The organism is Archangium lipolyticum (assembly GCF_024623785.1).
Classification (GTDB): Bacteria; Myxococcota; Myxococcia; order Myxococcales; family Myxococcaceae; genus Archangium; species Archangium lipolyticum.
This window is the reverse complement of the sequence record NZ_JANKBZ010000026.1, coordinates 151081-173104: the sequence shown is the minus strand read 5'-3', so window position 1 is coordinate 173104 and position 22024 is coordinate 151081. Positions and strand designations below refer to the sequence as shown.

Here is a 22024-nt window from a genome sequence, read left to right as displayed (position 1 = left end):
CACGCGGCTGGATGGATACCCCCATGCTCAAGAACAACCCCGTGGTGAAGAAGCTCGTCGAGACGGGTGAGGAGCGCGTCGGCAAGCTGGCGCAGCAGCTGATGTCCAACGAGAAGTTCGTGGCCATGGTGCAGACGCTGGTGTCGCGCTCGCTGGCCGCCAAGGGGACACTGGACAGCGCGCTGCGCTCGGCGCTGTCGGCGATGAACCTGCCGTCCACCGCGGACCTGGAGCAGCTGCGCAACAAGGTGGATGACCTGGAGCGGCTCTTGTCCTCCGTGGAGTCCAAGGTGGACACGCTGGTGTCGGCCCGGAAGAAGTAGAGGCAACCCATGCGGCGCATCGCCTTCATCAACGAGAAGGGTGGGACCTGCAAGACGACGCTGGCGGTCAACACCGCCGCGTGGCTCGCCAGGGTTCGCGGGCTCAAGGTCCTGCTGGTGGATCTGGACACGCAGGGGCACGCGGGCAAGTCGCTGGGGCTGGACGTGCGCACGCTGCCGCGCAACGTCTTCCACCTGCTCACCGATCCGGGCGTGCGCCTGGAGGACGTGATTCAGCCCTCGGCCCTCGAGGGTCTGTCCGTGCTGCCCTCGTACAAGGAGATGGCGGACTTCCCGCTGGCCGTGGCCAATGACGAGCGCCGCGCGCACCGGCTCGCGGAGCGGCTCGCCCCGGCCGAGTCCGCCGGCTACGACGTCATCGTCTTCGATGCGCCGCCGTCCATGGGCATCACCACGCGCAACATCCTCGTGGCCGCCACGGAGGTGGTGGTGCCGGTGGCGCTGACGTACTTCGCGCTCGATGGATGCGCCGAGGTGGCCGACACCGTCCGCCAGGTCGCCGAGACCGAGGGCCGCCCCGAGCTGCGCATCACCAAGGTGGTGCCCACGCTCTACCGGCGCACCTCGCTGGCCACCGCCATCCTCGAGCGTCTCAAGGCCTACTTCCCCGACACGTTGGCGGCCACACCCCTGGGCTACAACGTCAAGGTGGACGAGGCCCAGAGTCACGGGAAGACCATCTGGGAGTATGCCCCGAGCAGCACCGGCGCGCGGATGCTCGGCGCCATCGCGTCGGAGATCTACGACGGCGCGCCCGCCAAGGCGAAGCGCGGCAAGAAGCGCGTGGCGTAGGGTGGGGGGCCCGTGAGTGGGCCCCTGTTTCCAGCGACCCGGGACGCTACTGCGGGTTCTTCTTCTCCAGCTCGTCGAGCTTCTTCTCGAGCTCCTCCAGGCGCTGCGTCAGCACCGCCATGTCGCGGCCGAGCGCCGGCAGGTTGCCCGCCAGGTTCTCCACGACGTGCTTCACCCGCTCGTCGATCTTCCGCTGCCAGTCCTCCAGCGCGCGCTGGCTGGCCTTGAGCAGCTCGCTCGCGCCACCGGAGCCACCGGCTGCTTCCTGCGGCTGCGCCTGGGCCTGCTCGGCCGCCGGCTCGGCGGGCGTGGGCTCGCCCTCCTGCTTGTCCTCCTCGCGCTTGTCCTCGCGCCGCAGCAGCTTGTCCAGGCGCGACTCGGCCTCCTCGCGAATGGACACCACACGGGGAGTGACTGCCTTCTGGATGAAGTCCGTCAGCGACTCGCCCGGATGGCGGATGATCTCCCGGAGCACCGTCAGGGGCATCCGGTTCCGCTTCTTCTCCTCCTCGAAGATGATCTGCGCGAGCGTGACCGAGGTGAGGTCCTCTTTCGTCCGATTGTCGACGATCTGGACCTCCACGCCGTCCTTGATCATCGCGGCGATCTCATCGAGGGTCACATACCGGCTCTCGACCGTGTCGTAGAGCTTGCGGTTGGTATACCGCTTGATGACCTTGGGCTCCTTGCCCGGCACGCCTGCCTGCTCTGGCTCGCTCATTTGTCTGGATTCTCCGCCTACCGGGGGCTCTCACACACCTTCGCGGAAGGAAAGCCTGTAGCAGAGGGGGTGGGAGCGGGCAAGCCGGGGAGTGGCATGCTCGCGGTGGTGCCTCTCTGCGCCTATACTCTCGGACCGGCCGAGCCCTGAATGATCGTCAAGTGTGAGCGGTGCCAGACGCGGTTCAAGATCCCCGACGAGAAGGTGACGGAAAAGGGGGTCAAGGTCCGTTGCACGAAGTGTCAGCATACCTTCCGGGTCGCGCGTGAGGACGTCTCGTCCGCCGCGCCCGCCCCGGGCATGTCTTCCGTCGAGGTGGCTCCGTCCGCGAAGCCTCCAGCGACACCCCGCGCGGGTACTCCGCTCGAGGTTCCCCGGACCTCCGCGCCCGCCGCCTCGTCCTCCGTGCCCTGGGGCAATTCCCCCGCGGCCGGCAAGGCTCCGGGCCGACCCGGGGGCGCATCTCCCCTCGACACGCTCTTCGATGCGCCGGGCGGTGCCCCGGCGGCCTCGGGTCCCGGCGTCGCCGTTGCCCGAGGGGGCGCTCCCGCCGTCCCGTTGCCCCGCTCGATGGAGCCGCCGAAGACTCCGGCGACGCTCGATCTGGACCCCTTGATGGAGTTCATGGGCGACAACACGCCCACTCCCGCCGAGGCGCTCAAGCTCGCCGCCAAGGCTCCCCTTCCCAACAAGCCCGCCGGGGCGTTGGCGCTCGGCGCGACCCAGCCCAACCCGACGGTTCCGCCCGCCCCGGCCGCCAGGCCCGCTCCGGCGCCCAAGCCCGCCCAGGCCGCCGCGCCCGTGCCCGTCCAGGTCCCGGCGAGGAGCCCCGCACCCGCGCCCGTCCAGGTTCCGGCGAAGAGCCCCGCGCCCGCCCTGCCCAAGAGCAGCGCGCCCTTCTCCTTCGACGAGAACGATCCGTTCGGCGCGAGCGATGTCGCGGCGACGCTCGCGAACCCGGTACCCACGCTGCCTCCAGCGCCCAAGCCGGCACCCATGCCCGTGCCGGCCCGGAGTGCCCCACCGGCTCCCAAGCCGGCCCAGAGCGCCGCGCCCGCGCCCGTCCCGGTTCCGGTCAGGAGCCCCGTGCCCGCGCCCGCGCCCGTCCCGGTGCACAGCGCTCCGATGGCGTTCGAGGAGAACGACCCGTTCGCGCTGCCTCCGGATGATTCGCCGACGGTTCCGGCCACGCCCACGCTGTCGCCCCGGGGCGCCGCGCCCGTCCAGGCGCACAGCGCTCCGATGGCGTTCGAGGAGAACGATCCGTTCGCGCTGCCTCCGGACGATCCGCCGACGGTTCCGGCCACACCCACGCTGCCGCCCCGGAGTGCCGCGCCCGTTCCGGCTCCGGTCTTCGAGGAGATGGAGGGGCTCGAGGGCAACAACCCGTTCGTCTCGTACGAGCCCCCGCCGCCGGCTCCGGCTCCGGCTCGTGCCGCCGCGCCGGTGCCGATGCAGGCCGCTGCCCCGAACGTGATGGCGGGCGGCAACCCGTTCGCCGCGTTCGACCCCGTGGCGGCGTTGCCCCCATCCGCCGCGGACAGGATGCCGATGACGCCCTCGGGCTCGTTCGACCCCGTGGCGGCGCTGCCTCCAGCCCCCGCGCCCAGGGCGTCCGCTCCGGCTCCGGCTCCGGCTCCCGCGGCCGCTCCGTCGGGCATCCCGGACTGGGGTGCGCCTCAGGGGGCCGTTCCAGCGGGCATTCCGGACTGGGGCGCTCCCCAGGGTGCCGTTCCGGCGGGCATTCCGGACTGGGGTGCCACGCAGACGGTCCCGGCGACTCCGCTGGCCAAGTCGGGTGCTCCGACGGAGCGCAACCCGTTCCCGGACTTCCCGGGGCCGGGGGCTCCCCAGGCCCGGGAGATCCTCCCCGATCTTCCAACCATGCAGCCGGCACCGGCCCCCGCGCCGCCGGTGATCGCCGCCCCGCCCGCGAAGAAGGAAGAGGCTCCCGGCGAGCGCCAGGGTCCGCGTCTGGTGCAGCGTCTGGCCGCCGTGGCCGCCCAGCTCGTGGTGGCGGCGGTGCTGGTGGTCGGTCTCGTCGCCGTGGGAAGCGCCTGGCTCAACGATGGCCGGGTGGAGCTGTCGGCGCTGTCTCCCTCGCGCATTCGGGAGATGGTGTCGTCCACCCTGCCCCTGGTGCCGAAGGATCTCTCCAACGGCCTCTACGAGACGCGTGACGGACACACCCTCTTCTTCGTCCGCGGTGAGGTGGAGAACCGGGGCACCGCTCCTGTCCGGGTGAAGGCGCGCGTCGCGCTGTACGACGGGGACCAGAAGGTGAAGGGCGCCGAGGGCCTCGTGGGCGCCGTGCCCACGCCGGAGGAGCTCTACTCACTCTCGAACGCCAGTGAGGCCGACGCGCTGCGCGGCCGCCTGGACGGAGCCGCCAAAGAGGTGGCTCCCGGTGCCCGGGCGCCCTTCGTCGTCTTCTTCTACGAGTACCCGGCCGATCTGGCCGGCTTCCGGCTCGACGTGACGTTCGAGTCCCTGGCCAAGGAGGGGAACGCGGGCAATGCCCAGCCGTGAGGAGGCCAAGAGCGTCGTCCGGCGGCTCCATGCCCTGAGCGGGAGCACGGAGATCGTCCGCAAGGCCGCCGCGCGCGAGCTGGCGAAGCGGGATCCGCTGGACGCCAACGAGCTCCTCCACGAGGTCATCTTCCTGGCCCGTGGGGGCTGGGAGCCGGCCACCTGCGTGCTCTCCGCCTTCGTGGGGGCGCTCGGCCAGGAGGCGGCGAACATCCCCTACGCGGACTCGCTGCGCCGCATGGCCGAGGTGCAGTCCCTGGAGTCGGTGGCGGACCTCTTCGAGACGGCGCCCGCGCGCAAGGAGCTGGACGAGGGCGCGGCGGCCAAGGCGGACGCCCAGGTCTCCAATCAGTCGCTGGGGCACCTCAAGCAGCAGGCCCGGCTCACGAGGGACCCGGACGTGCTCTCGCGGCTGGTCACGGTGAGCAACCCCGCCGTGGTGCGCAACGCGCTCCTCAATCCCCGCCTCACCGAGCCCCTGGTGGTGCGCATGGCGGCACGCCGCCCGGCCCGCCCGGAGCCGCTGGTGGAGATCTGGAAGTCACCGCGCTGGTCCTCGCGCCACGCGGTGCGCCGCGCGCTCGTCTTCAACCCGTACCTGCCGCCCGAGGTGGGGGTGAAGATCGTCCCCCTGCTCAGCACGAGCGATCTGGCCGAGCTGGCGGCGGACTCTTCTGTGCATCCGTCCCTGCGCGAGCAGGCCGCGCGTCTGCTGGAAGGCCCCGTCGGGCAGCACTGAGGGAGGCCCCGCCGGGCGCGGTTTTCACCAACTGGTCCGACCATCGGACCAGTTCGTACGAAGCGAGCCCGGAAGGCGGGCTCAGCCGCGCTTCGGGCCGGAGTCGGTGTACTCGGCGTCGGAGACGTCCTGGCCGCGTTTGGCGCGGGGCAGGGTCTTCGCGTCCACGAGATCCTCGCCCTTGGAGGCCTTCTTGAACGAGTAGACGAACTTGCCCACGGCGTTGCCGAGTTGACCCATCCGGGCGGCGGAGAACACCACCACCAGGATGAAGGCGATGAAAAGGATCTCCCCGGTACGCAGCCCCAGCATGCCGCGCACAGTGCAGCAAAGGCCGGGGGGAGGCAAGCCGCCTGTCACTCCCCGGACGGCGGTTCTCGGGACGCTCGCTCCCCGGGGCGGGCTGTCGCACACTGGTGACATGCTCCTGCTCGCCCACCGAGGTGCCAGCGCCGATGCCCCCGAGAACACCCTCTCCGCCTTCCAGGAGGCCGTGGCCCAGGGGGCCGATGGCGTGGAGCTGGACGCCATGGTGTGCGGCTCCGGCGAGGTGGTGGTGTGCCACGACGAGAAGCTGGATCGGCTCGCGGGCCTGCCCTGGGAGGTGCGCACCACGTCCTGGTGGAAGCTGAAGCAGGCGGACGTGGGCAGCCGGCTCGGCTTCGCGCCCGAGCGCATTCCCCTGTTGGAGGAGGTGTTGGACGCGCTGCCCGCGCACTTCCTCGTCAACATCGAGCTCAAGTGCGACCACGCCGACGACGGAGGCCTCTCCCAGAAGGTGGCGGAGATCGTCACCCGCCGGGAGCTGGCCGAGCGCGTGGTCATCTCCAGCTTCAACCCGCTGTGCCTGTTCCGGACGGCGGCCGCCGCGCCCTCGCTGCGCCGCGGCTTCCTCATCGATCCGGACAAGCGCTGGGGGCCGCAGGCGTACGTGGTGACGCCGCTCGTCTCGTCCCACTCGGTGCACCCCTATCACGAGCAGTGCACGCCGGAGCGGGTGGAGGAGTGGCGCCGCCGGGGCCTGCGCGTGGCGGTGTGGACGGTGGATGACGCGGAGCGCGCCCGGGCGATGGAGGAGATGGGCGTCTCCTACCTCATCACCAACAGGCCCCGCGCCGTGCGCGAGGCCCTGCGCGCCGGGGCCTAGAAGTCCAGGCCGAGCGTGGTGTTGAAGGCGAACACCGCGGGCAGGGCCCGATCCCTCGTTTCCGTCGTTACTATGACCTCCGTTTCCCCTTGGGTCCTAGTGGTGCGGGTCACCGGGATGGTGCCCTGGCTGCTGAGGGAGATCTCCGCGCCGAGCTGCAGCGCGCCGCCGATGAAGCGCACGCCGCCGTAGAAGCGGGTGTTGATGTTCTCGCCCAGCTTCACCGGCTCGTAGATGCCGGTGTTGTCCAGGTACGTGTAGGGGTTGGGAGGGGGGTTGCTCGGGTCGGTCAGGAGCCGACTCTGATCGAAGTCGAGCGTGTCCGAATTGGCCGCCACACCCACCAGGTCGATGCCGCCGTAGGGGGTGAGCGTCACCATGCCGCCGAGCGGGAACTGCTTGCCCACGCCCACGTCCAGGCCGGCCGCCGTCAGGTCGAAGTCCTTGTTGCCCAACAGGCGCGTCACGTGGGCGCGCACGCCGATGTCCGGCAGCCAGGTGAAGCCTTCGTTGACGGCCCACTTCAGCTCACCGGTGGTGGCGAACATGCTGCTGCGGTCGATCCACCCCACGCGAGCCCCGAGCTCGAGCGAGAAGGGCAGGCCCTTGCGCACGTGCACCGAGGGCAGCAGCAGCGAGTCCGTCTGCGTGCGCTCCGTGGGCAGGGTCACCTGACCGTCCTCGCGGCCCGGCGAGGGCAGGCCGATGACACTCAGCTCCGCGTTGACGGCGAACCCCGCGTGCCCCAGCGTCTCCGGGGGCATCAGGTTGGCCGAGGTCATCACCGCGGCGAAGGTGCGGGTGAAGGCGCGGAAGTCCCCGTTTGCTTCCGGGTTGAAGTTGGCCGAGAACTCAGTGGAGCCTGCGGCCCTCACCGGGTTCGGGTTCCCCAGGTTGGTGATTACGAAGTCGTTGCGATCCGCGTACGCGGCGGGGCCGCCCACCAGAACCGCCAGGGCCATCCAACGGCTGAACGTCCGCATCCTCAGTACCGCCTCCCAAGGCGCACGTCCGGCGACGGCGCCAAACGGGGCGACGCTAGCGTGCGTCCGAGGAAAGCGTCAATAAAACGGGCGGCTTCCGAGGGGGTGGGTGCACCCCGACGAAAGCCGCCCGGAAGGCAGGCGATCAGCGCCGCTACTTACGGCGTGGCGCTCTTACCCGGCTTGGTGGCCGAGGCCGGGGCCGCGGCCGAGCCCAGCTTCTGGGCCAGCTCGGCCGGACGGCGGCGGATGACCAGGGTGCGGCGGCTGGCGAAGTCGGTGCTCTCGCGCGCCACCACCAGGACGTTGTTGTTGCCCTCCTTGAGGGAGAACTCGGTGGTGAACTTGAGCTTGCGCGGCTCGTTCGCCTTCGCGTTCTGGTCCACGCCCTGGAAGTACACCTTCTGGTCGTTCACCAGGATGTACATGTCCAGCAGGCCCTGGGCGTCATCCACCTCGCCGGTGAGGGTGTACTTGTCCCCGTTGGCCACCAGGCCGCCCTGGCTGTAGTCCACGTCCAGCTTGATGTCCGGCGGCGAGCGGCGGGCCACGTACGTCAGACCCTGCACCGGGGTGGCCTTGCCGCGCGCCTCGCGCACGTCCTGGCTGCGCACGAAGGCGAAGCGGTCCTTCTCCAGCTCCACGCGGTAGAAGCCCTTGGTGACGGCCTCGGCGTTGAGCACCGCCGGCTTGCTCAGCTTCGCCAGCACCGTGCCGTCCGGCTGCGGCGAGCCCAGGAGCTCCGCCTTCTCCGACACCTTCACCAGGCTCTTCTTCGGCTCGAGCTTCGCCACCGGCACGTCCGACACCGGCAGCTCCAGCTTCTCCATGGCGAACTCCTCGAGGGGTTCGTCCACGATGGCCAGCTTCAGCGGGAAGGTGGCCTCGCGGAAGCCCTTCTTCACCTCCAGCTGGAAGCGCGCCGTCTTCGTCTCGCCCGAGGCCAGCTCGCCCAGCTTGAAGCGGCCCTTCTCGATGAAGATGTTCGGGTCGCCGACATTCTTGATCTGCGCGAACGAGTCGAGCGCCTTGCCCTTGCCGGTGTTCGTCACGTCCAGCACCAGCGTGATGTCCTCGCCGCGCTGGGCCACGCCGTCACCGTTGCACGTGTCGCAGGTATCGAGCACCTGCCAGTTGAAGGCGAAGGCGGGGCGCGGCAGCTCCGCGAAGTTCAGCTCGCTCACCACCGTGGTGGGCAGCGCGCCGTGGTCGTCGAAGAACTTCACCGTCACGTCGTCGCGGCGCGAGGTCAGGTCCTTGGGCAGGCGCACCTTCACCTTCCACGTCTTCTTCTCCCCCGGAGCCAGGCTGCCGAAGAGGAACTCGCGGCGGTCCAGGTAGAAGTTGTCGCTCTCCGTGTAGGCGCGCACGCGCTTGAGGGGCTCGCCGCCCTTGTTCTCCGCGGTGACGGTCATGTCGAACGTCTCGCCCGCGGCGATGTGCTGGTCGGCCGAGGGGCTGAAGCTGCCCGCGAGCTTCACGTCCTTGGGCGTGGCGCCCGCGCTCCAGTCCACGTTGAGCGCGCTGATGGCGGAGTTGATGCGCTGCTCCTCCTCGCGGCGCTTCTGCTCCACGAAGGTCTTGCCCTTCTGCAGCATCTGGCGGCGGTCCGTGAAGGGCACCTGGAGGACGTAGTCCCGGGCGAACTGCACCTCGAAGTCCTCCTTCACCTCTTCCTGGCTCTCCGCGTCGAGCTGATCATCCAGCTCCTCGCCCGTGCCCACCGAGTCCACGTCCAGCAGCGGGTGGCCGCCCTTGGACGCCGTCTCGTTGTTCTTGGCGGCATCCTCCTGCGCCTTCTTGGCGAGCGCCTGCTGCTTCTCGTCCAGCTTGAGGTACTTCACCGTCTCCAGCGGCTTCTCGCGGCCGAGCACGTCCTCGCGCTTCTTGGCCACCGAGTTCGAGTTCGGGTTGCCGAAGTGCTGATCCAGGTCCGCCTCGCCAATCGTCTTGCGCGGGGCGAACACCAGCACGCGCTCGTCGGTGACGGCCGAGGGCACCAGCTCGATGTCCGGGATGATGCCCACCTCCTGGATGGAGACGTCGCCCGGGGTGAGGTACTTGGCGATGGTCAGCTTGAGCGCGCTGTCGTCCGGGAAGTCGTACAGCACCTGCACGCTGCCCTTGCCGAACGTCTGGCGGCCGATGATGACCGCGCGGTTGAGGTTCTTCATCGCGCCGGCGACGATCTCCGAGGCCGAGGCGCTGCCCGCGTTCACCAGCACCGCCACCGGGAAGGTGTCCTCACCCTCGTCCGGACGGGCGCGCTTCTCCTCGCGCAGCTTGTCCGACAGGCCCACCGTCGACACCAGCGTGCCGTTGGAGATGAAGGTGTCCGACACCTGGATGGCCTGCTCCAGCAGACCGCCCGGGTTGCCGCGCAAGTCCAACACCACGCCCTTGAGCCCACCCTTGGACTCGGTCTGCCGGCGCATCTCGGAGAGCGCCGCCTGCAAGTCACGCGTGGTGTTGCCCTGGAAGTTCTTCAGCCGGACATAGCCCACGTTGCCGGCGAGCAGCTTGGACTGCACGCTCTCGATGGAGATCATCGCGCGGCTGAGCGTCATGGCGCGCGGCTTGTCCCAGCCCTTGCGATCCACGGTGATGGAGACGCGGCTGTCCACCTGGCCGCGCAGCTTCCCCACGGCCTCGTTGAGGTCCATGTTGACCGTGGACTCCTCGCCAATCTTCTTGATCTGATCGTCCTTCACGATGCCCGCGCGGGCCGCCGGCGTCTTGGGCAGCACCTTCACCACCGTGAGGTTGCCCTCGCGCATCTGGATGACGAAGCCCAGGCCGCCGAACTCGCCCTTCGTCGACAGCTTCATCTCCCGGTAGATCTCCGGGCGCAGCAGCACCGAGTGCGGATCCAACGTGGAGAGCATCCCGTTGACGGCCGCGTACTCGATGTCACGCGTCTCCTCCATGGGACGCATGTTCTTGTTCACGAAGTCGAAGACGTCCTTGAGGGTGAAGGACATCTTCCACAGCGAGTCGACGTGGCTGATGTCGAACTCGCGCGTCTTGCCGTTGACGTTGACGTTGAGCTTGCCCGTCTCGGCGCTGCCGTCCACGAGCACGTCCGGGACGCTCTTCTCCACGTACTCCAGCGCGGCGATCATCATCTCCTTGGGCCGCACGCGCTTGGGGTCGACGTAGTTGTCCTTCACGTAGAGGATGACCTTCGTGAAGACGCGCAGGGAGGACAGCTCGTGCGAGCTCCCCTTCTCACCGGAGAGACGAGTGGAGTCAGAGGCGTTTCCCTGGCCGGCCTCCGCCGCACCGAGTGTCAGGGGCAGGGGCGCCCGGTCGTTGCCCACGAGGGCCCAGGCCCCAAGAAGAACGGCGACGGCGAGGATCCGGCGAAAGAGTCGCGGCATGGTTCATCCAGATTGAGGCTCGTGAGCCCCGGGGTGATACGTGAAAAGCCCAGCGAATTCGAGCGGTTGGCGTGAGGAACTTGTGCCGGGAGCGACCGGGCAAGCCTAATCATGACCCCTCGGTGCTTCAAGCGGAGGCCTTCCCGCAGAGTCGGATAACGCCACGAGCGCGCGCTGCGTTCCCGCGCCGGGGCCACCAGACGAGACAACCGGCCCGGGCGATTATTTCCCGATAGGTTGAGAGGGAGGGGGCGGCACGTTCCCCACGACGAGCAGCCCTCGGTAGAGGAGCGTGCCGCCAACCACCGCCACCGGCAGGAAGAAGCTGTTGAGGATCGGAACCCAGAGCAGGACGAAGACGCCCGCTCCGAAGCCCAGGCACAGCAGCCAGCGCTGGCGCATCACCCGGCGCACCTCGGCGAAGCGGTACCCGTGGCGCGTCATCGGCGCGGCCAGATGCTCACCGGCCAACCAGAGCATCGTCCACAAGGTGCCCAGCACCGTCCACGCCGTGTTGCCCGCCACGGGCACCAGGTTGAGGGGGAAGAGCACGGCCAGTCCCAGGAGCAGGAAGAAGATACGCGCCAGGGTGTGCGCCACGCTGGTGAGCAGCCCCTGGACGAAGGGCCCGAGCTGGAAGGGCGGCGAGGTGTAGTTCCCGCACAGCTCCTCGGTGCGCTCGGAGAGGGGATCCTGCAGCGGCGCCAGCACCACGGGCAGCACGATGTTGGCCCCCACCACGAACAGGATGAGGAACATCAACGTCAGGATGAGGTACCAGAAGATCCGGCCGTACCAGGCCTCGGGCCGGGTCCAGAGCCACCCCAGGAGCTCCGGCGTGTAGGCCCCGAGCAGGACGGCGAGTGCGGCCAGGGCCACCAGGGTGACGAGCGCGCACAGGGCGGACAGGCCGAGCAGCCGGGGAGTGCGGAAGATGAGGCTCCAGGACCGGAGGAGCAGGGCGAGGCCCTGGAAGAAATCCGCCGGACCGGGCCGGGCGGAGAAGGTGGGCACCGGCGAGGAGTGGGTCATTTTCGGGACGATGCGCAAATGACGGCGGCAGGGTCAATCACCGTTATATAGGGGCCCGCCATGTCCCTCGACCTCCAGCGCACGGCCACCGAGCCGATCACCTCCGTCGATATGCTGTTGGCCGGCTTCCGGTCCGCGGAAAAGCCTCGCTCCAGCCACCTGTTGGGCCTCGAGCACGAGAAGTTCGTCTACCCGCTCCAGTCCGCGCGGCAGGTGCCCTACGAGGGACCCTCGGGGATCGGCGCGCTGCTCGAGCGGCTGGCTCCGGCCGGCTATACCCCCTTCCGCGAGACGCCGACCTCCCCGGCCATCGCCCTGCAGAAGGGGATGCTCACCATCTCCCTGGAGCCCGGCGGGCAGCTGGAGCTGTCCGGCTCTCCCTGGCGCACCGCGCGCGAGGCCCACGCCGAGAACCTCGCCCACCTCGCCGAGGTGAAGGCCGCCGCCGAGGCGCTCGGTCTGCGGCTGGTGGCCCTGGGCTACCGGCCCTTCGGCACCCCGCCGGAGATGTCGTGGATGCCCAAGACGCGCTACGTCGCCATGCGGCAGAGCCTGCCCGAGCGTGGTCCTCTGGCGCACAACATGATGTTGATGACCTCCACCGGTCAGGTCTCCCTCGATTGGGAGGACGAGGCCGACTGCGTCCGCAAGACGGTGCTGGTGGCGCGTCTGGCCCCCCTCATGGTGGCCCTCTACGCCAACAGCCCCATCGTGGATGGCAAGCCCTCCGGCTACCTGTCCTTCCGCAGCCGGGTGTGGGACGAGGTGGATCCCACCCGCTGTGGCTATCTGCGCTCCTTCTTCGACGGCTCCTTCAGCTACCGCGCCTATGTGGAGTGGGCCCTGGACGCGCCCATCCTCTTCCTGCGCCGCCGGGGTGAGTACCTCCGTCCGAAGATGACCTTCCGCCAGTTCATGAAGGAGGGCTTCGAGGGTCAGCCCGCCGACATGACGGACTGGACGGATCACCTCTCCACGCTCTTCCCCGAGGTGCGGCTGAAGAAGGTGGTGGAGGTGCGCGGGGCGGACTGCGTGTCGGCGCCGATGACGGGCGCGCTCGCCGCGCTCTGGCGCGGGCTGCTGTACGACCGGGGCGCGATGGAGGAGGGGGAACGGCTGCTGCCGCGCCTGTCCTTCGAGGAGCACCTGGCCTTCCACGACACCTCGCGCCGGCAGGGCCTGGCCGGGAAGCTCGGCAACCACGAGCTGCACCGGCTCGCCGCGGAGATGGTGGCCATTGCCCGCCGCGGGCTGGAGCGGCTGGACGCCGCGGATGCGCCGCTGCTGGAGCCGCTCGCCGAGGTGGCCGCCTCGGGCCGCTCTCCGGCCCAGGCCGTGCTCGAGGCGTGGGAGAAGGATCCCCGCCCCGAGGCGCTGCTCGCCCGCAGCGCCCTCTGATGGCTGGTTGACAATTGCAGCTCCGTTGTAGATTTCCGTTATGTCCCGAAAAAGCCCCCTGAGGTATGGGGGGCCCCGGGATCAGGTGCGCGCGGGAAGGAGGGGGTGGGCCGGTGGACTGTCCGGCGGTCCGTCCGAGAGGCCAACCCGATGACTGTGCGTGCCAGGATCCTGCTGTTCGCGTCGGTAGCCGTGGGGCTCGTCGTGGTGTTGGGCGGCACGGTGTCCGCCTTGTCCCTCCGAGGCATTCGCAGCACCGAACAGATCTTCGCCATGCAGGATCAGCAGACCCTGTATGGGCGGCTGACCGGGGACGAGGTGTCCGTTCCCCACGCGCTGATCGACGCGCGTGAGCGGGGGCAGGAGCTGGGGGAGGTGCTCGCGCGGGAGGAGCGGCGCGCCGAGGCGGACTTCGCGCAGCTGCGCGAGCTGGTGCGGCGGGAGGTGGATCCCGAGGCCCTGCCGGAGGAGCTGGCGCGCATCGAGGCGGTCCGGACGGCGCACCTGGGGTGGATGCGGCGGACGGAAGCGCGCGTGCGGGAGGCGCCGGCGGGGGCGGTGGACAGGGGGCTGCACGGGACGCTGGATGCCTTCCAGGCGGAGGTGAAGCCGCACCTGGAGAAGGCCTGGGAGGCCAAGCGCGCTCAGGTGGCGCGGCACAAGTACGCGCGGCTGAAGACCCTCGGCTTCACCCGGTTCCTGGGACTCGTCATTCCCCTGGTGGCCCTGGTGGTGGTGTTCGCGCTGGCGGCCACCATCCTCGTGGCCCTGCATCGCTCGTCGAGGGAGCTGCTGCGGGGCGCCGAGCGTATCGGGCGGGGCGACTTCACGACCGAGCTGCCCGTGAGGGGACAGGACGAGTACAGCATGCTGGCGCGGGCCTTCAATCGGATGGCCGCCGAGCTGCGCGACACCGTGCGGCAGAAGGAGTGGCTCGCCAAGGCGGAGGCCGAGTCCTCCCAGCGGGAGATGCGGCACTACAACGCCCTGCTGGAGGAGACCGTGCGCCAGCGCACCGCCGAGCTGGAGGAGGCCAATGGCCAGCTCCTCTTCGCCGACAGGCTGGCGACCGTCGGCCAGCTCGCCGCGAGCGTGGGCCATGAGATCAACAACCCGCTCGCCTTCATCCTGGGCAATCTCGGCTACGTGCGGGAGGAGCTGGGCCGGCTCCAGGGTACCGTCTCCGTGAGGGAGCGCGAGGAGTTGTTGGAGGCGCTCGCCGAGGCGCAGGAGGGGGCCGAGCGGGTGCGGTTGCTGGTGCAGGATCTCAAGCTGCTCTCGCGCGCGGACGACGCGGGGAGCGAAGTGGTGGACCTGGGGGCGGTGCTGCGGAGCGCGTCGAAGATGGCGGCGCACGAGATCCGCCTCCGCGCGCGGCTGGTGATGCAGTCGGAAGGAGTGCCCCAGGTGCACGGCAATGCCGCGCGGCTGTGCCAGGTGTTCCTCAACCTGCTGCTCAACGCGGCCCACGCCATCACGCCGGGAGCGGTGGAGCGCAATGAGATCCGGCTGATCGCCCGGAGGGGAGAGGGCTCACGCGTCCTCGTGGAGGTGTCCGACACGGGGTGCGGCATTCCTCCGGAGAACCTGGAGCGCATCTTCCGTCCGTTCTTCACCACCAAGCCCGCGGGCGTGGGGAGCGGGCTGGGCCTGTCGGTCTGCCATCGCATCATCACCGCGCACGGAGGGGAGCTCACCGTGGAGAGCGAGCAGGGCCGTGGCACCACCTTTCGTGTCTCCCTGCCAGTCCATGCCGCCGGGCAGCCCCTGGCTCCCGGGCCACTCGTGGCATGAGGGACGAGAAAGCCCCGCCGCACCTCTGCTCGAGAGGCGGGGCGGGGCGTGTCTTCGGGGTGCTCGGTGTCGGGCAGGCTAGAAACGGCCGCCCACCATCAGGCCGAAGTTGAGCAGGTTGCCGCTGGTGTCACCATCCACGTCGACCGTGTCAGCGAACTCCTCGCCGAAGAGGACGCGGTACGTGGCGCGCGCACCGGCGAAGACCGTCTCGCTGAAGCGGTAGTCCAGGCCGGCCGCGAGCGGCACCTCCTGGATGAAGTCGTTGTCGTAGAGCGTGTCCGCGCCGTCGGTGGCGTTGATGTAGCTCACACCGACGCCCGCTCCCACGTACGGACGCAGCTTGTCGTCCATCACGAGCGGACCGGCCTTGGCCAGCACGCCGAGGTTGTAGCGGTACAGGGCCTGCTCGTCTCCGACGCGCACGTCGTCGATGGGCAACCGCTGACCCTCGACACCGGCCTCGAGGCCGACGAGGCGCCAGGGCTGGGCACCCGCCGTGATTCCGAGCAGCGGACCCGGCGCCGTCCGGTCGCCCGAGTCACCGGTCAGGCCACCCACTCCGACGCGGACGTCCACGCCCACCTTGGTCTGGCTCTCGTCGTATTTGATCTCCTGGCCCACGCGCGTGGCATCGATGGCCGCGAACGCCGATCCAGCGGTGCACAGAGCAACCAGAGCGAAACCACCCATCCACGAACGCTTCATCTCGTCCTCCCGTCATTCCGTCATTTGGGTGTCTGCTGGTCGAAATCTGGGCATTCGTCCGGAATGAGAAGGTCTGAGCCCGCTCGGGGCCCGGGTGCTCGTGGGCGACTCGGACGTGACGTGGGGCGCCCGCATGGCCCCTCGCTTCCCGGGGCGGCGCTCAGCGGCGGCCGAAGAGCTTGCGCAGGCCGGAGAGGAGCCCGCCCGGCCGGTTCCCGGGCTCGCCCTCCAGCGGCGAGCGGGAGATGACGGACTCCAGCTCCGCGTCCTCGGGCATGTCCGCCGCGAGGGTGACGGAGTGGCGCTTCACGCCGGGCAGCGTGGCCGCCAGCGACAGGGTGCCGTCCTGCGAGAGGCTGAAGTGCACCTCGGCCTCGCCGGGACGCTCGATGGAGAAGGAGAGGGTGCCGAGGTACTCGTTCTCCGCGGCCACCGGTGAGGGCCCCTGGAAGAGCGCGAGCACGAGCGGTCCGGGCGTGGCGGGGAGCACGAGCGTCTTCTCCGCGGGGAGGCGGGTGTTGCGCTCGAGGACGCGGCGCAGCGTGCCCCCGCGCTCGGCCACGCCGATGGGGACGGAGAGCACCTCGGAGACGGTGGCGCCGGGCTTGCCCGCCTGGGCGTCGAGGATGCCCTGCCCCAGCAGCGCCGCGCCGAGCGCCGCGGAGTGGGTGGCCTCCACGTCCGTGCGCACGGGCACGCCCAGGCTCTCCTCCAACCGGCGGCGCACCAGCGGCGAGCGGCCCTGGCCTCCGAGCAGCAGCACCTCGTCGAGCCCCTGCGGGGTGAGCGCGCTGGACTCGAGCACCTGGCGCACGACGAGGGTGATGCGCTGCACGAGGTCCGCGGTGAGGGCCTCCAGGCGCTCGCGATCGAGGGAGAACGGGGGCAGGCCGCCCGGGAGTGGGACGGTGACCCGCTCCTGCTCGCTGAGGGCCACCTTGGCGGCCTCGGCGGCGGTGAGCAGCGGGCTCCAGTCGGAGGGGTGCTCGGGGCGCGGGACGCCCTGGGCCTGGAGGTCGCTGGCGATGGCCTCGGCGACGCGCGCGTCGAAGTCCATGCCGCCCACGGTGGGGTCTCCTCCCGTGGTGATGACCTCGAGGTCGTCTCCGGTGAGCTGGACGACGGACACGTCGAGCCCGCCACCGCCCAGCTCCACCACGAGGATGCGCTTGCGGGCGAGCCCCCGCTCATGGCCGAAGGCGAGCGCCGCGGCCGAGGGGGCATTGAGGATGCGCAGGACGTTGAGCCCGGCGAGCGTGCCCGCCTCGCGCATGGCGGCGCGCTGCCGGTCGTCGAAGTGGGCGGGGACGCAGAGGACGGCCCGCGTGGCCTCGTGGCCGAGGAAGGTGCTGGCGGCGGCCTTGAGCTCGCGCAGGAGCCGGGCGGCGAGCTCGGGCAGGAGGTGGCTCTGACCGCGGAGCTCGATGCTGGCGTCACCGCGAGGGCCCGCGACGATGGGGAAGGGCAGGGGACCGCCGAGCGCGCGCACCAGGGGCGAACGGGCGCGCAGCCCGAGGAACCGGCGGAGTCCGAGGGCGGCATGGCGCGGAGCGCGCTCGGCCTCGGTGCGCGCTGCGGTGCCCACGAGGAGCTGGCCCGTCTCGTCCACGGCGATGAGCGAGGGCAGCGATGGGGCCTCGCCGAGGGAGATGAGCTGGAGCCGCCCCTGATGGTGCACGGCGATGCGCGCCCCCGAGGTGCCGAGGTCGATGCCGAGCACCACCTCGGGATGGGTGGCCGTCACGGGCGGGGAGACGGGCACGTCGAGGATGGCGCGCCGGCGCCCCTTGAGCTCCGGCGAGGGCGGACGGCGGAGCTCCTCGGGGAGGTACTCGGTGGGGGCGGGTGCCTCACGGACGGCGGGAGGCGCGGCGGGCTCCACCGTGCTGGGGACGGACGGTGCCGGTGTCTCGACGACGGGCGTCTCACGGGCGGAGGGAGGGACGGGGGGCTCCGCCCTGGTGGGGATGGGCGGTGCCAGTGTCTCGGAGACGGGCGGCTTCACCCGTGGTGGTTTGGGGGGCTCCGGAGGCACGTGGACGGGCGGCTCCTCCTTCGCTGGGATGAGTGCGTCGGCCTCGGCGGCGAGCGGCTCCACCTGCGCGGGAGCCGTCGGTGCCGGTGCGATGGACACGGGCGGCTCCGACTCCAGCGGGGAGATGAGCGAGGGCTCCAGGTCCACGGGAGCGAGGTGATCCAGGATGGCGCTGGCGATGAGATCCTGGGCCGCGGGCCGCGAGGAATCCGCAAGCGAGGGGCGCTCCGGAGCCGCCGGGGTGGCGAGCTCCGCCGGGGTGGGCACGGGCGCGGAGACCTGGGCACTCACGGGAGCCGGGGCCTCGGTTGGCTCAGCGGGTACAGCGGGGGCCTGCTGCTCAACGGGGGCGGGAGGTTTCACCGCCACTGGCGGATGCGGCGCGGCCGGCTTCGGAGCGGGCGGAACCGCTTGCCGTGTCGGCACCTGGGCTGGATGCCTCGGCGGAGCGACGCCGTTCTGGGCCGGCGCGGCGGACGTGGCTGGCTTCGCCGCCGGCTTCGGAGCGGAGGGAGCGGGCCCGGGCGCGGCGGGGACGGCGGGGCGGGGCGGGTTCGCGGCCTGCTTGCGAAGCGCCTCGGCGGTGATGACAGGGCGCCCGCGCTTCGGCGCGGCCGGCTGGGGCTCCTCCGCGCGTGGCTTCTCTGGGGTGGGAGCGGCTTCGCTGCGGCGGGCCAGGATGCGGTCGATGAGCGCCTTGCTGTGCGCATCGAGGCGGACGAAGCGCACGGTCATGCCGGCACGCGCGCCCTCGGTCTGGGTCTTCACCACCAGGCCCTCGCCGCGCAGCAGGCGGCCGCCATCGGCCAGCACCAGCTCGAAGGCCAGCCCGGTGCCCTCGGGCTTGGGCGAACGCGTGGCGATGAAGAGGCCCCCGCGCGCGACGTTGGAGCCGTACTTCTCGATGAAGTCCTCCTCCGTCGCGTACGGGAGGCGGATGCGCAGCGGGAGGAGCTTGGGCTCGACCGTCACCGTCCGTCACCGCCTCCCGGAGGGCCTCATTGCTGCAGAGGCAGGCGAACGTCCTCGCCGCTGCTGGTGGGCAGCAGGAGGGTGAGCCCGGGAGCGATGGCGGACGGCGGCACCTCGAAGATGAGGGTGATCGAGTCGCGCTGGTCCTGCTCCCACGTACGGTTCAGCTTGCGTGTGCCGGCGAGGGTCTGGGCGTCCTGGGCGATGGGGTAGTCCTTTCCTGCCGCGTCCACCACGCGCGCCGTCGAGAACGCGACGTGCGCGGGTTGAGAGGGGTCGGTGCCGACGTTCTGGGCGATGAGCTGCACGCGGAGGAAGAGCTCCTCGGTGGTGAGGCCCACCTTGCCCGAGCCGCGCAGCGAGTGCAGCGACTCGAGCCCGGTGAGCTTCACGGCGAGCGTGTCCGCGTGCACGGTCGGGTTGGGGGAGGGGATGGCGAGTGTCTTCGCCTCCTCCTCCTGGCCCGTGGCGAGCCCGGCGAGCCGCGCGTTGGGGTCGGTGGAGTTGTCCGCGGGCGGCCCGGAGGGAGCGCCGCCCTGGTTCACGCGATCCACCTCCTCGCGCAGCTTGGCGAGGGTGCGGTCCTCGACGGGGGCGGGCTCCTCCTTCTTGCAGCCCCCGAGGAGGGCCGCCGCGCAGAGGAGCGCCGCGATGCCACGGGCGGACGGGCTCATGAGAGGTTCGTCCCCTGGACCAGCTCGTAGAACTTGTCGAAGGCGGCGGGGATGCGCGAGGGGTCCTCGCCACCGCCCTGGGCCAGGTCCGGCTTGCCACCGCCGCGGCCGTTGACCTCCTTGGCCATCTCCTTGAGCAGGTTGCCGGCGTGGATGCCCCGGGCCACCACGTCCTTGGTGGCCGCCACGAGCAGGACGACCTTGCCGTCCTTCTCTCCGCCGATGACGATCACCCCGGACTTGATGCGGTCGCGCAGCTGGTCCGCCAGCCCGCGGAACACGTTCGGGTCGGCCGGGTCCATCCGCGTGGCGAGCACCTTCATGCCGTTGATGTCGCGCGCCTGGTCGAGCAGATCCTTGCTGGAGCCGGCCTGTGCCTTCACGGCCACCTCCTCGATCTTCTTCTCCAGCTCCTTCATGCGCTTCTGCGTGGACTCCACGCGCTTGACCAGGTCCTTGGGCGAGGTCTTCAGCAGCTCGGCGGCCTTCTTCAGCTCGCGCTCGGTCTCGCGCACGTACTGGAGGGCGCCCAGGCCGGTGACGGCGGTGACGCGCCGCACGCCCGAGGCCACGCCGGACTCGCTGAGCACCTTGAAGAGGCCGATGTCACCGCTGCGCCGCACGTGGGTGCCGCCGCACAGCTCGGTGGACTGGGGGTGCACGGTGACGACGCGCACCGTCTCGCCGTACTTCTCGCCGAACATGGCGACGGCGCCGGACTTCTTCGCCTCCTCCAGGTTCATGATGCGCGTCTGCGCCTCGGTGTTCTCGCGCACCCAGCCGTTGACCAGGTCTTCCACCTGCTCCAGCTGCTCGTGCGTCATGGGCGCGAAGTGCGAGAAGTCGAAGCGCAGGTAGTCCGGCGCCACCACGGAGCCGGCCTGCTTGACGTGCTCGCCGAGCACCATCTTGAGCGCCTTGTGCAGCAGGTGCGTGGCCGAGTGGTTGGCGCGGATGGACGAGCGCCGCTCGCCGTCCACACCCGCCTGCACCATGTCTCCGACCTTGAAGGAGCCCTGGGTGACCTTCACCTTGTGGACGATGAGGCCCTGCACCGGACGCTGCGCGTCCTGCACCTGCGCCACGGCCTTGCCTCCGTGGCCCACGATGCGGCCGGTGTCGCCCATCTGGCCGCCAGACTCGCCGTAGAAGGGCGTGCGGTCCAGCACCAGCTCCACCTCGTCGCCCTCGCTGGCGTGCGTCACCTCGGCGCCGCCCTTGAGGATGGCGCGCACGGAGCCCTCGCCCTCGTGGCCCACGCCCTCGTAGCCGAGGAACTCGCTGGGGCCCAGCCGCTCGAGGACCTGCTGGTAGATGGCGCCCACCGCCTTGTCACCGGAGCCGGCGAACTTGCCCCGCTTCGCCTCCTCCTCCATCTCCTTCTCGAAGCCCTCGAGGTCCGCCTCATAGCCGCGCTCGCGGAGGATGATCTGCGTGAGGTCCCACGGGAAGCCGTAGGTGCTGTGCAGATCGAACACCTTCTTGCCCTCGAGCACCTTCTCGCCGGACTTCTTCAGCCGGGAGACCTCCTCGTCGATGAGCTTCATGCCGCGGTTGAGCGTGCGGCGGAAGCTCTCCTCCTCGAACTTGGCGACCTCGAGGATGAAGGTGCGGCTCTCGCGCAGCTCGGGGTAGGCATCGCCCATGAGCTCGATGACGCGGTCCACGACCTTGTAGAAGAAGAGCTCGTCCAGGCCCAGCAGCGAGCCGTGGCGGATGGCGCGGCGCATGATGCGGCGCAGGACGTAGCCGCGGCCCTCGTTGGAGGGCTGCACGCCATCGGCGACGAGGAAGGCGGTGGCGCGGCTGTGGTCCGCCACCACGCGCATGGAGGCCCCACCCTCCTGGGTGTAGGGCTTGCCGACCAGCCCGCTCACCGTGGAGAGGATGCCCTGGAAGAGGTCCGTGTCGTAGTTGGAGCGCTTGCCCTGGACGACGGACGCGATGCGCTCAAGGCCCGCGCCCGTGTCGATGGACGGCTTGGGCAGCGGGATGAGCGGCGCGTCCTTCTCCTTGCGCTCGAACTGCATGAACACGAGGTTCCAGATCTCCAGCCACCGGTCGCAGTCACACGCCACGCCCTGGCACGGACGGCCCGCGGCCTCCTCGACACAGGGGATGTCGTTGCCCTGGTGGAAGTGGATTTCGGAGCACGGGCCGCACGGGCCGGTGTCGCCCATGGCCCAGAAGTTGTCCTTGTAGCCGAGCTTGAGGATGCGGTCGCGGGACACGCCCTGCTTCGCCCACAGCTCGGCGGCCTCCTCGTCCCAGGGAATGCCCCGCTCGCCGTTGAACACGGTGACGGCGAGCCGCTCCTTGGGCAGCCCGAGCGTCTTCGTCACGAACTCCCAGCCGTAGGCGATGGCCTCGGCCTTGAAGTAGTCGCCGAAGGAGAAGTTGCCGAGCATCTCGAAGAACGTGTGGTGGCGCGCGGTGTAGCCCACGTTGTCGAGGTCGTTGTGCTTGCCGCCGGCGCGCACGCACTTCTGCGAGGTGGTGGCGCGTGCGTAGTCGCGCTTCTCACGCCCGGTGAAGACGTCCTTGAACTGGACCATGCCCGCGTTGGTGAACAGCAGGGTCGGGTCGTTCTGGGGGACGAGGGAAGACGACGCGACGCGGCGGTGACCGCGCTCTTCGAAGAACTTGAGGAACGCCTCGCGAATCTGGGAGGCGGACATGACAGAGGACATGGTGAGGGTATATGCCACAAGTGGGGGGTGCGCTGCGTTTCTTATGGACCGGGCTAGGATCGAAGCCTGACATGCGCTCCCCATCC

General features: G+C 70.2%; 16 protein-coding genes. 7 read left to right on the top strand and 9 right to left on the bottom strand.

The window, feature by feature from the left end; genetic code table 11:
• Positions 1 to 23 precede the first annotated feature (23 nt).
• Positions 24 to 323, top strand: coding sequence for a hypothetical protein (locus NR810_RS38530; protein WP_257459919.1), 300 nt, complete (start codon positions 24 to 26; stop codon positions 321 to 323).
• A gap of 9 nt (positions 324 to 332) precedes the next feature.
• Positions 333 to 1136: a ParA family protein gene (locus tag NR810_RS38525; RefSeq protein ID WP_257459918.1), complete on the top strand. Its 804-nt coding sequence runs from the start codon at positions 333 to 335 to the stop codon at positions 1134 to 1136.
• Between the two features lie 46 nt (positions 1137 to 1182).
• Here the strand turns inward: NR810_RS38525 and NR810_RS38520 are convergent, their stop codons facing one another.
• Complete coding sequence (locus NR810_RS38520) at positions 1183 to 1857, bottom strand: polyhydroxyalkanoate synthesis regulator DNA-binding domain-containing protein (protein ID WP_257459916.1); 675 nt, start codon at positions 1855 to 1857, stop codon at positions 1183 to 1185.
• 150 nt (positions 1858 to 2007) lie between these two features.
• On the opposite strand from NR810_RS38520, the gene NR810_RS38515 reads away from it, so the two are divergent.
• Both NR810_RS38515 and NR810_RS38510 read left to right on the top strand, forming a co-directional pair.
• Positions 2008 to 4386 (top strand): zinc-ribbon domain-containing protein, encoded by a 2379-nt coding sequence (locus NR810_RS38515; RefSeq protein WP_257459915.1) that lies wholly within the window; start codon positions 2008 to 2010, stop codon positions 4384 to 4386.
• On the top strand, positions 4373 to 5125 hold the full coding sequence (locus NR810_RS38510; protein ID WP_257459914.1) for a hypothetical protein: 753 nt from the start codon (positions 4373 to 4375) through the stop codon (positions 5123 to 5125). The genes NR810_RS38515 and NR810_RS38510 overlap by 14 nt, the downstream gene beginning before the upstream one ends.
• 81 nt (positions 5126 to 5206) lie before the next feature.
• On the opposite strand, the gene NR810_RS38505 is transcribed toward NR810_RS38510, so the two are convergent.
• Positions 5207 to 5437 (bottom strand): twin-arginine translocase TatA/TatE family subunit, encoded by a 231-nt coding sequence (locus NR810_RS38505; protein WP_257459913.1) that lies wholly within the window; start codon positions 5435 to 5437, stop codon positions 5207 to 5209.
• Between the two features lie 109 nt (positions 5438 to 5546).
• Here NR810_RS38505 and NR810_RS38500 point away from each other — a divergent pair, with 109 nt between their 5' ends.
• Positions 5547 to 6272, top strand: coding sequence for a glycerophosphodiester phosphodiesterase (locus NR810_RS38500; RefSeq protein ID WP_257459911.1), 726 nt, complete (start codon positions 5547 to 5549; stop codon positions 6270 to 6272).
• Here NR810_RS38500 and NR810_RS38495 read toward each other — a convergent pair.
• The 3 genes from NR810_RS38495 to NR810_RS38485 all read right to left on the bottom strand — a co-directional run bounded on the left by NR810_RS38495 (position 6269) and on the right by NR810_RS38485 (position 11667).
• A complete protein-coding gene (locus NR810_RS38495) occupies positions 6269 to 7255 on the bottom strand; it encodes a hypothetical protein (RefSeq protein WP_257459910.1) in 987 nt (328 codons plus the stop codon). The two genes, NR810_RS38500 and NR810_RS38495, sit on opposite strands and share 4 nt — an antisense overlap.
• A gap of 158 nt (positions 7256 to 7413) precedes the next feature.
• Positions 7414 to 10635 carry an MXAN_5808 family serine peptidase gene (locus NR810_RS38490; RefSeq protein WP_257459909.1) on the bottom strand — a complete coding sequence of 1074 codons (3222 nt, stop codon included), beginning with the start codon at positions 10633 to 10635 and terminating at the stop codon, positions 7414 to 7416.
• Positions 10636 to 10857: 222 nt separating this feature from the next.
• Positions 10858 to 11667 carry an EI24 domain-containing protein gene (locus tag NR810_RS38485; protein ID WP_257459908.1) on the bottom strand — a complete coding sequence of 270 codons (810 nt, stop codon included), beginning with the start codon at positions 11665 to 11667 and terminating at the stop codon, positions 10858 to 10860.
• Between the two features lie 60 nt (positions 11668 to 11727).
• Here NR810_RS38485 and NR810_RS38480 point away from each other — a divergent pair, with 60 nt between their 5' ends.
• Positions 11728 to 13065, top strand: a complete 1338-nt coding sequence (locus NR810_RS38480) for a glutamate--cysteine ligase (RefSeq protein ID WP_257459907.1) — start codon at positions 11728 to 11730, stop codon at positions 13063 to 13065.
• A 150-nt stretch (positions 13066 to 13215) separates the two neighbouring features.
• Positions 13216 to 14859 (top strand): sensor histidine kinase, encoded by a 1644-nt coding sequence (locus NR810_RS38475; protein WP_257459906.1) that lies wholly within the window; start codon positions 13216 to 13218, stop codon positions 14857 to 14859.
• A gap of 78 nt (positions 14860 to 14937) precedes the next feature.
• On the opposite strand, the gene NR810_RS38470 is transcribed toward NR810_RS38475, so the two are convergent.
• The 4 genes from NR810_RS38470 to alaS form a co-directional block, all read right to left on the bottom strand.
• A complete protein-coding gene (locus NR810_RS38470) occupies positions 14938 to 15567 on the bottom strand; it encodes an outer membrane protein (RefSeq protein WP_257459905.1) in 630 nt (209 codons plus the stop codon).
• A 160-nt stretch (positions 15568 to 15727) separates the two neighbouring features.
• Complete coding sequence (locus NR810_RS38465; RefSeq protein WP_257459904.1) at positions 15728 to 18574, bottom strand: TIGR02266 family protein; 2847 nt, start codon at positions 18572 to 18574, stop codon at positions 15728 to 15730.
• Positions 18575 to 18600: 26 nt separating this feature from the next.
• Positions 18601 to 19248, bottom strand: a complete 648-nt coding sequence (locus NR810_RS38460) for a hypothetical protein (RefSeq protein WP_257459903.1) — start codon at positions 19246 to 19248, stop codon at positions 18601 to 18603.
• Complete coding sequence (gene alaS, locus NR810_RS38455) at positions 19245 to 21938, bottom strand: alanine--tRNA ligase (protein WP_257459902.1); 2694 nt, start codon at positions 21936 to 21938, stop codon at positions 19245 to 19247. Before alaS ends, NR810_RS38460 begins: the two co-directional genes overlap by 4 nt.
• Positions 21939 to 22024: the final 86 nt, after the last annotated feature.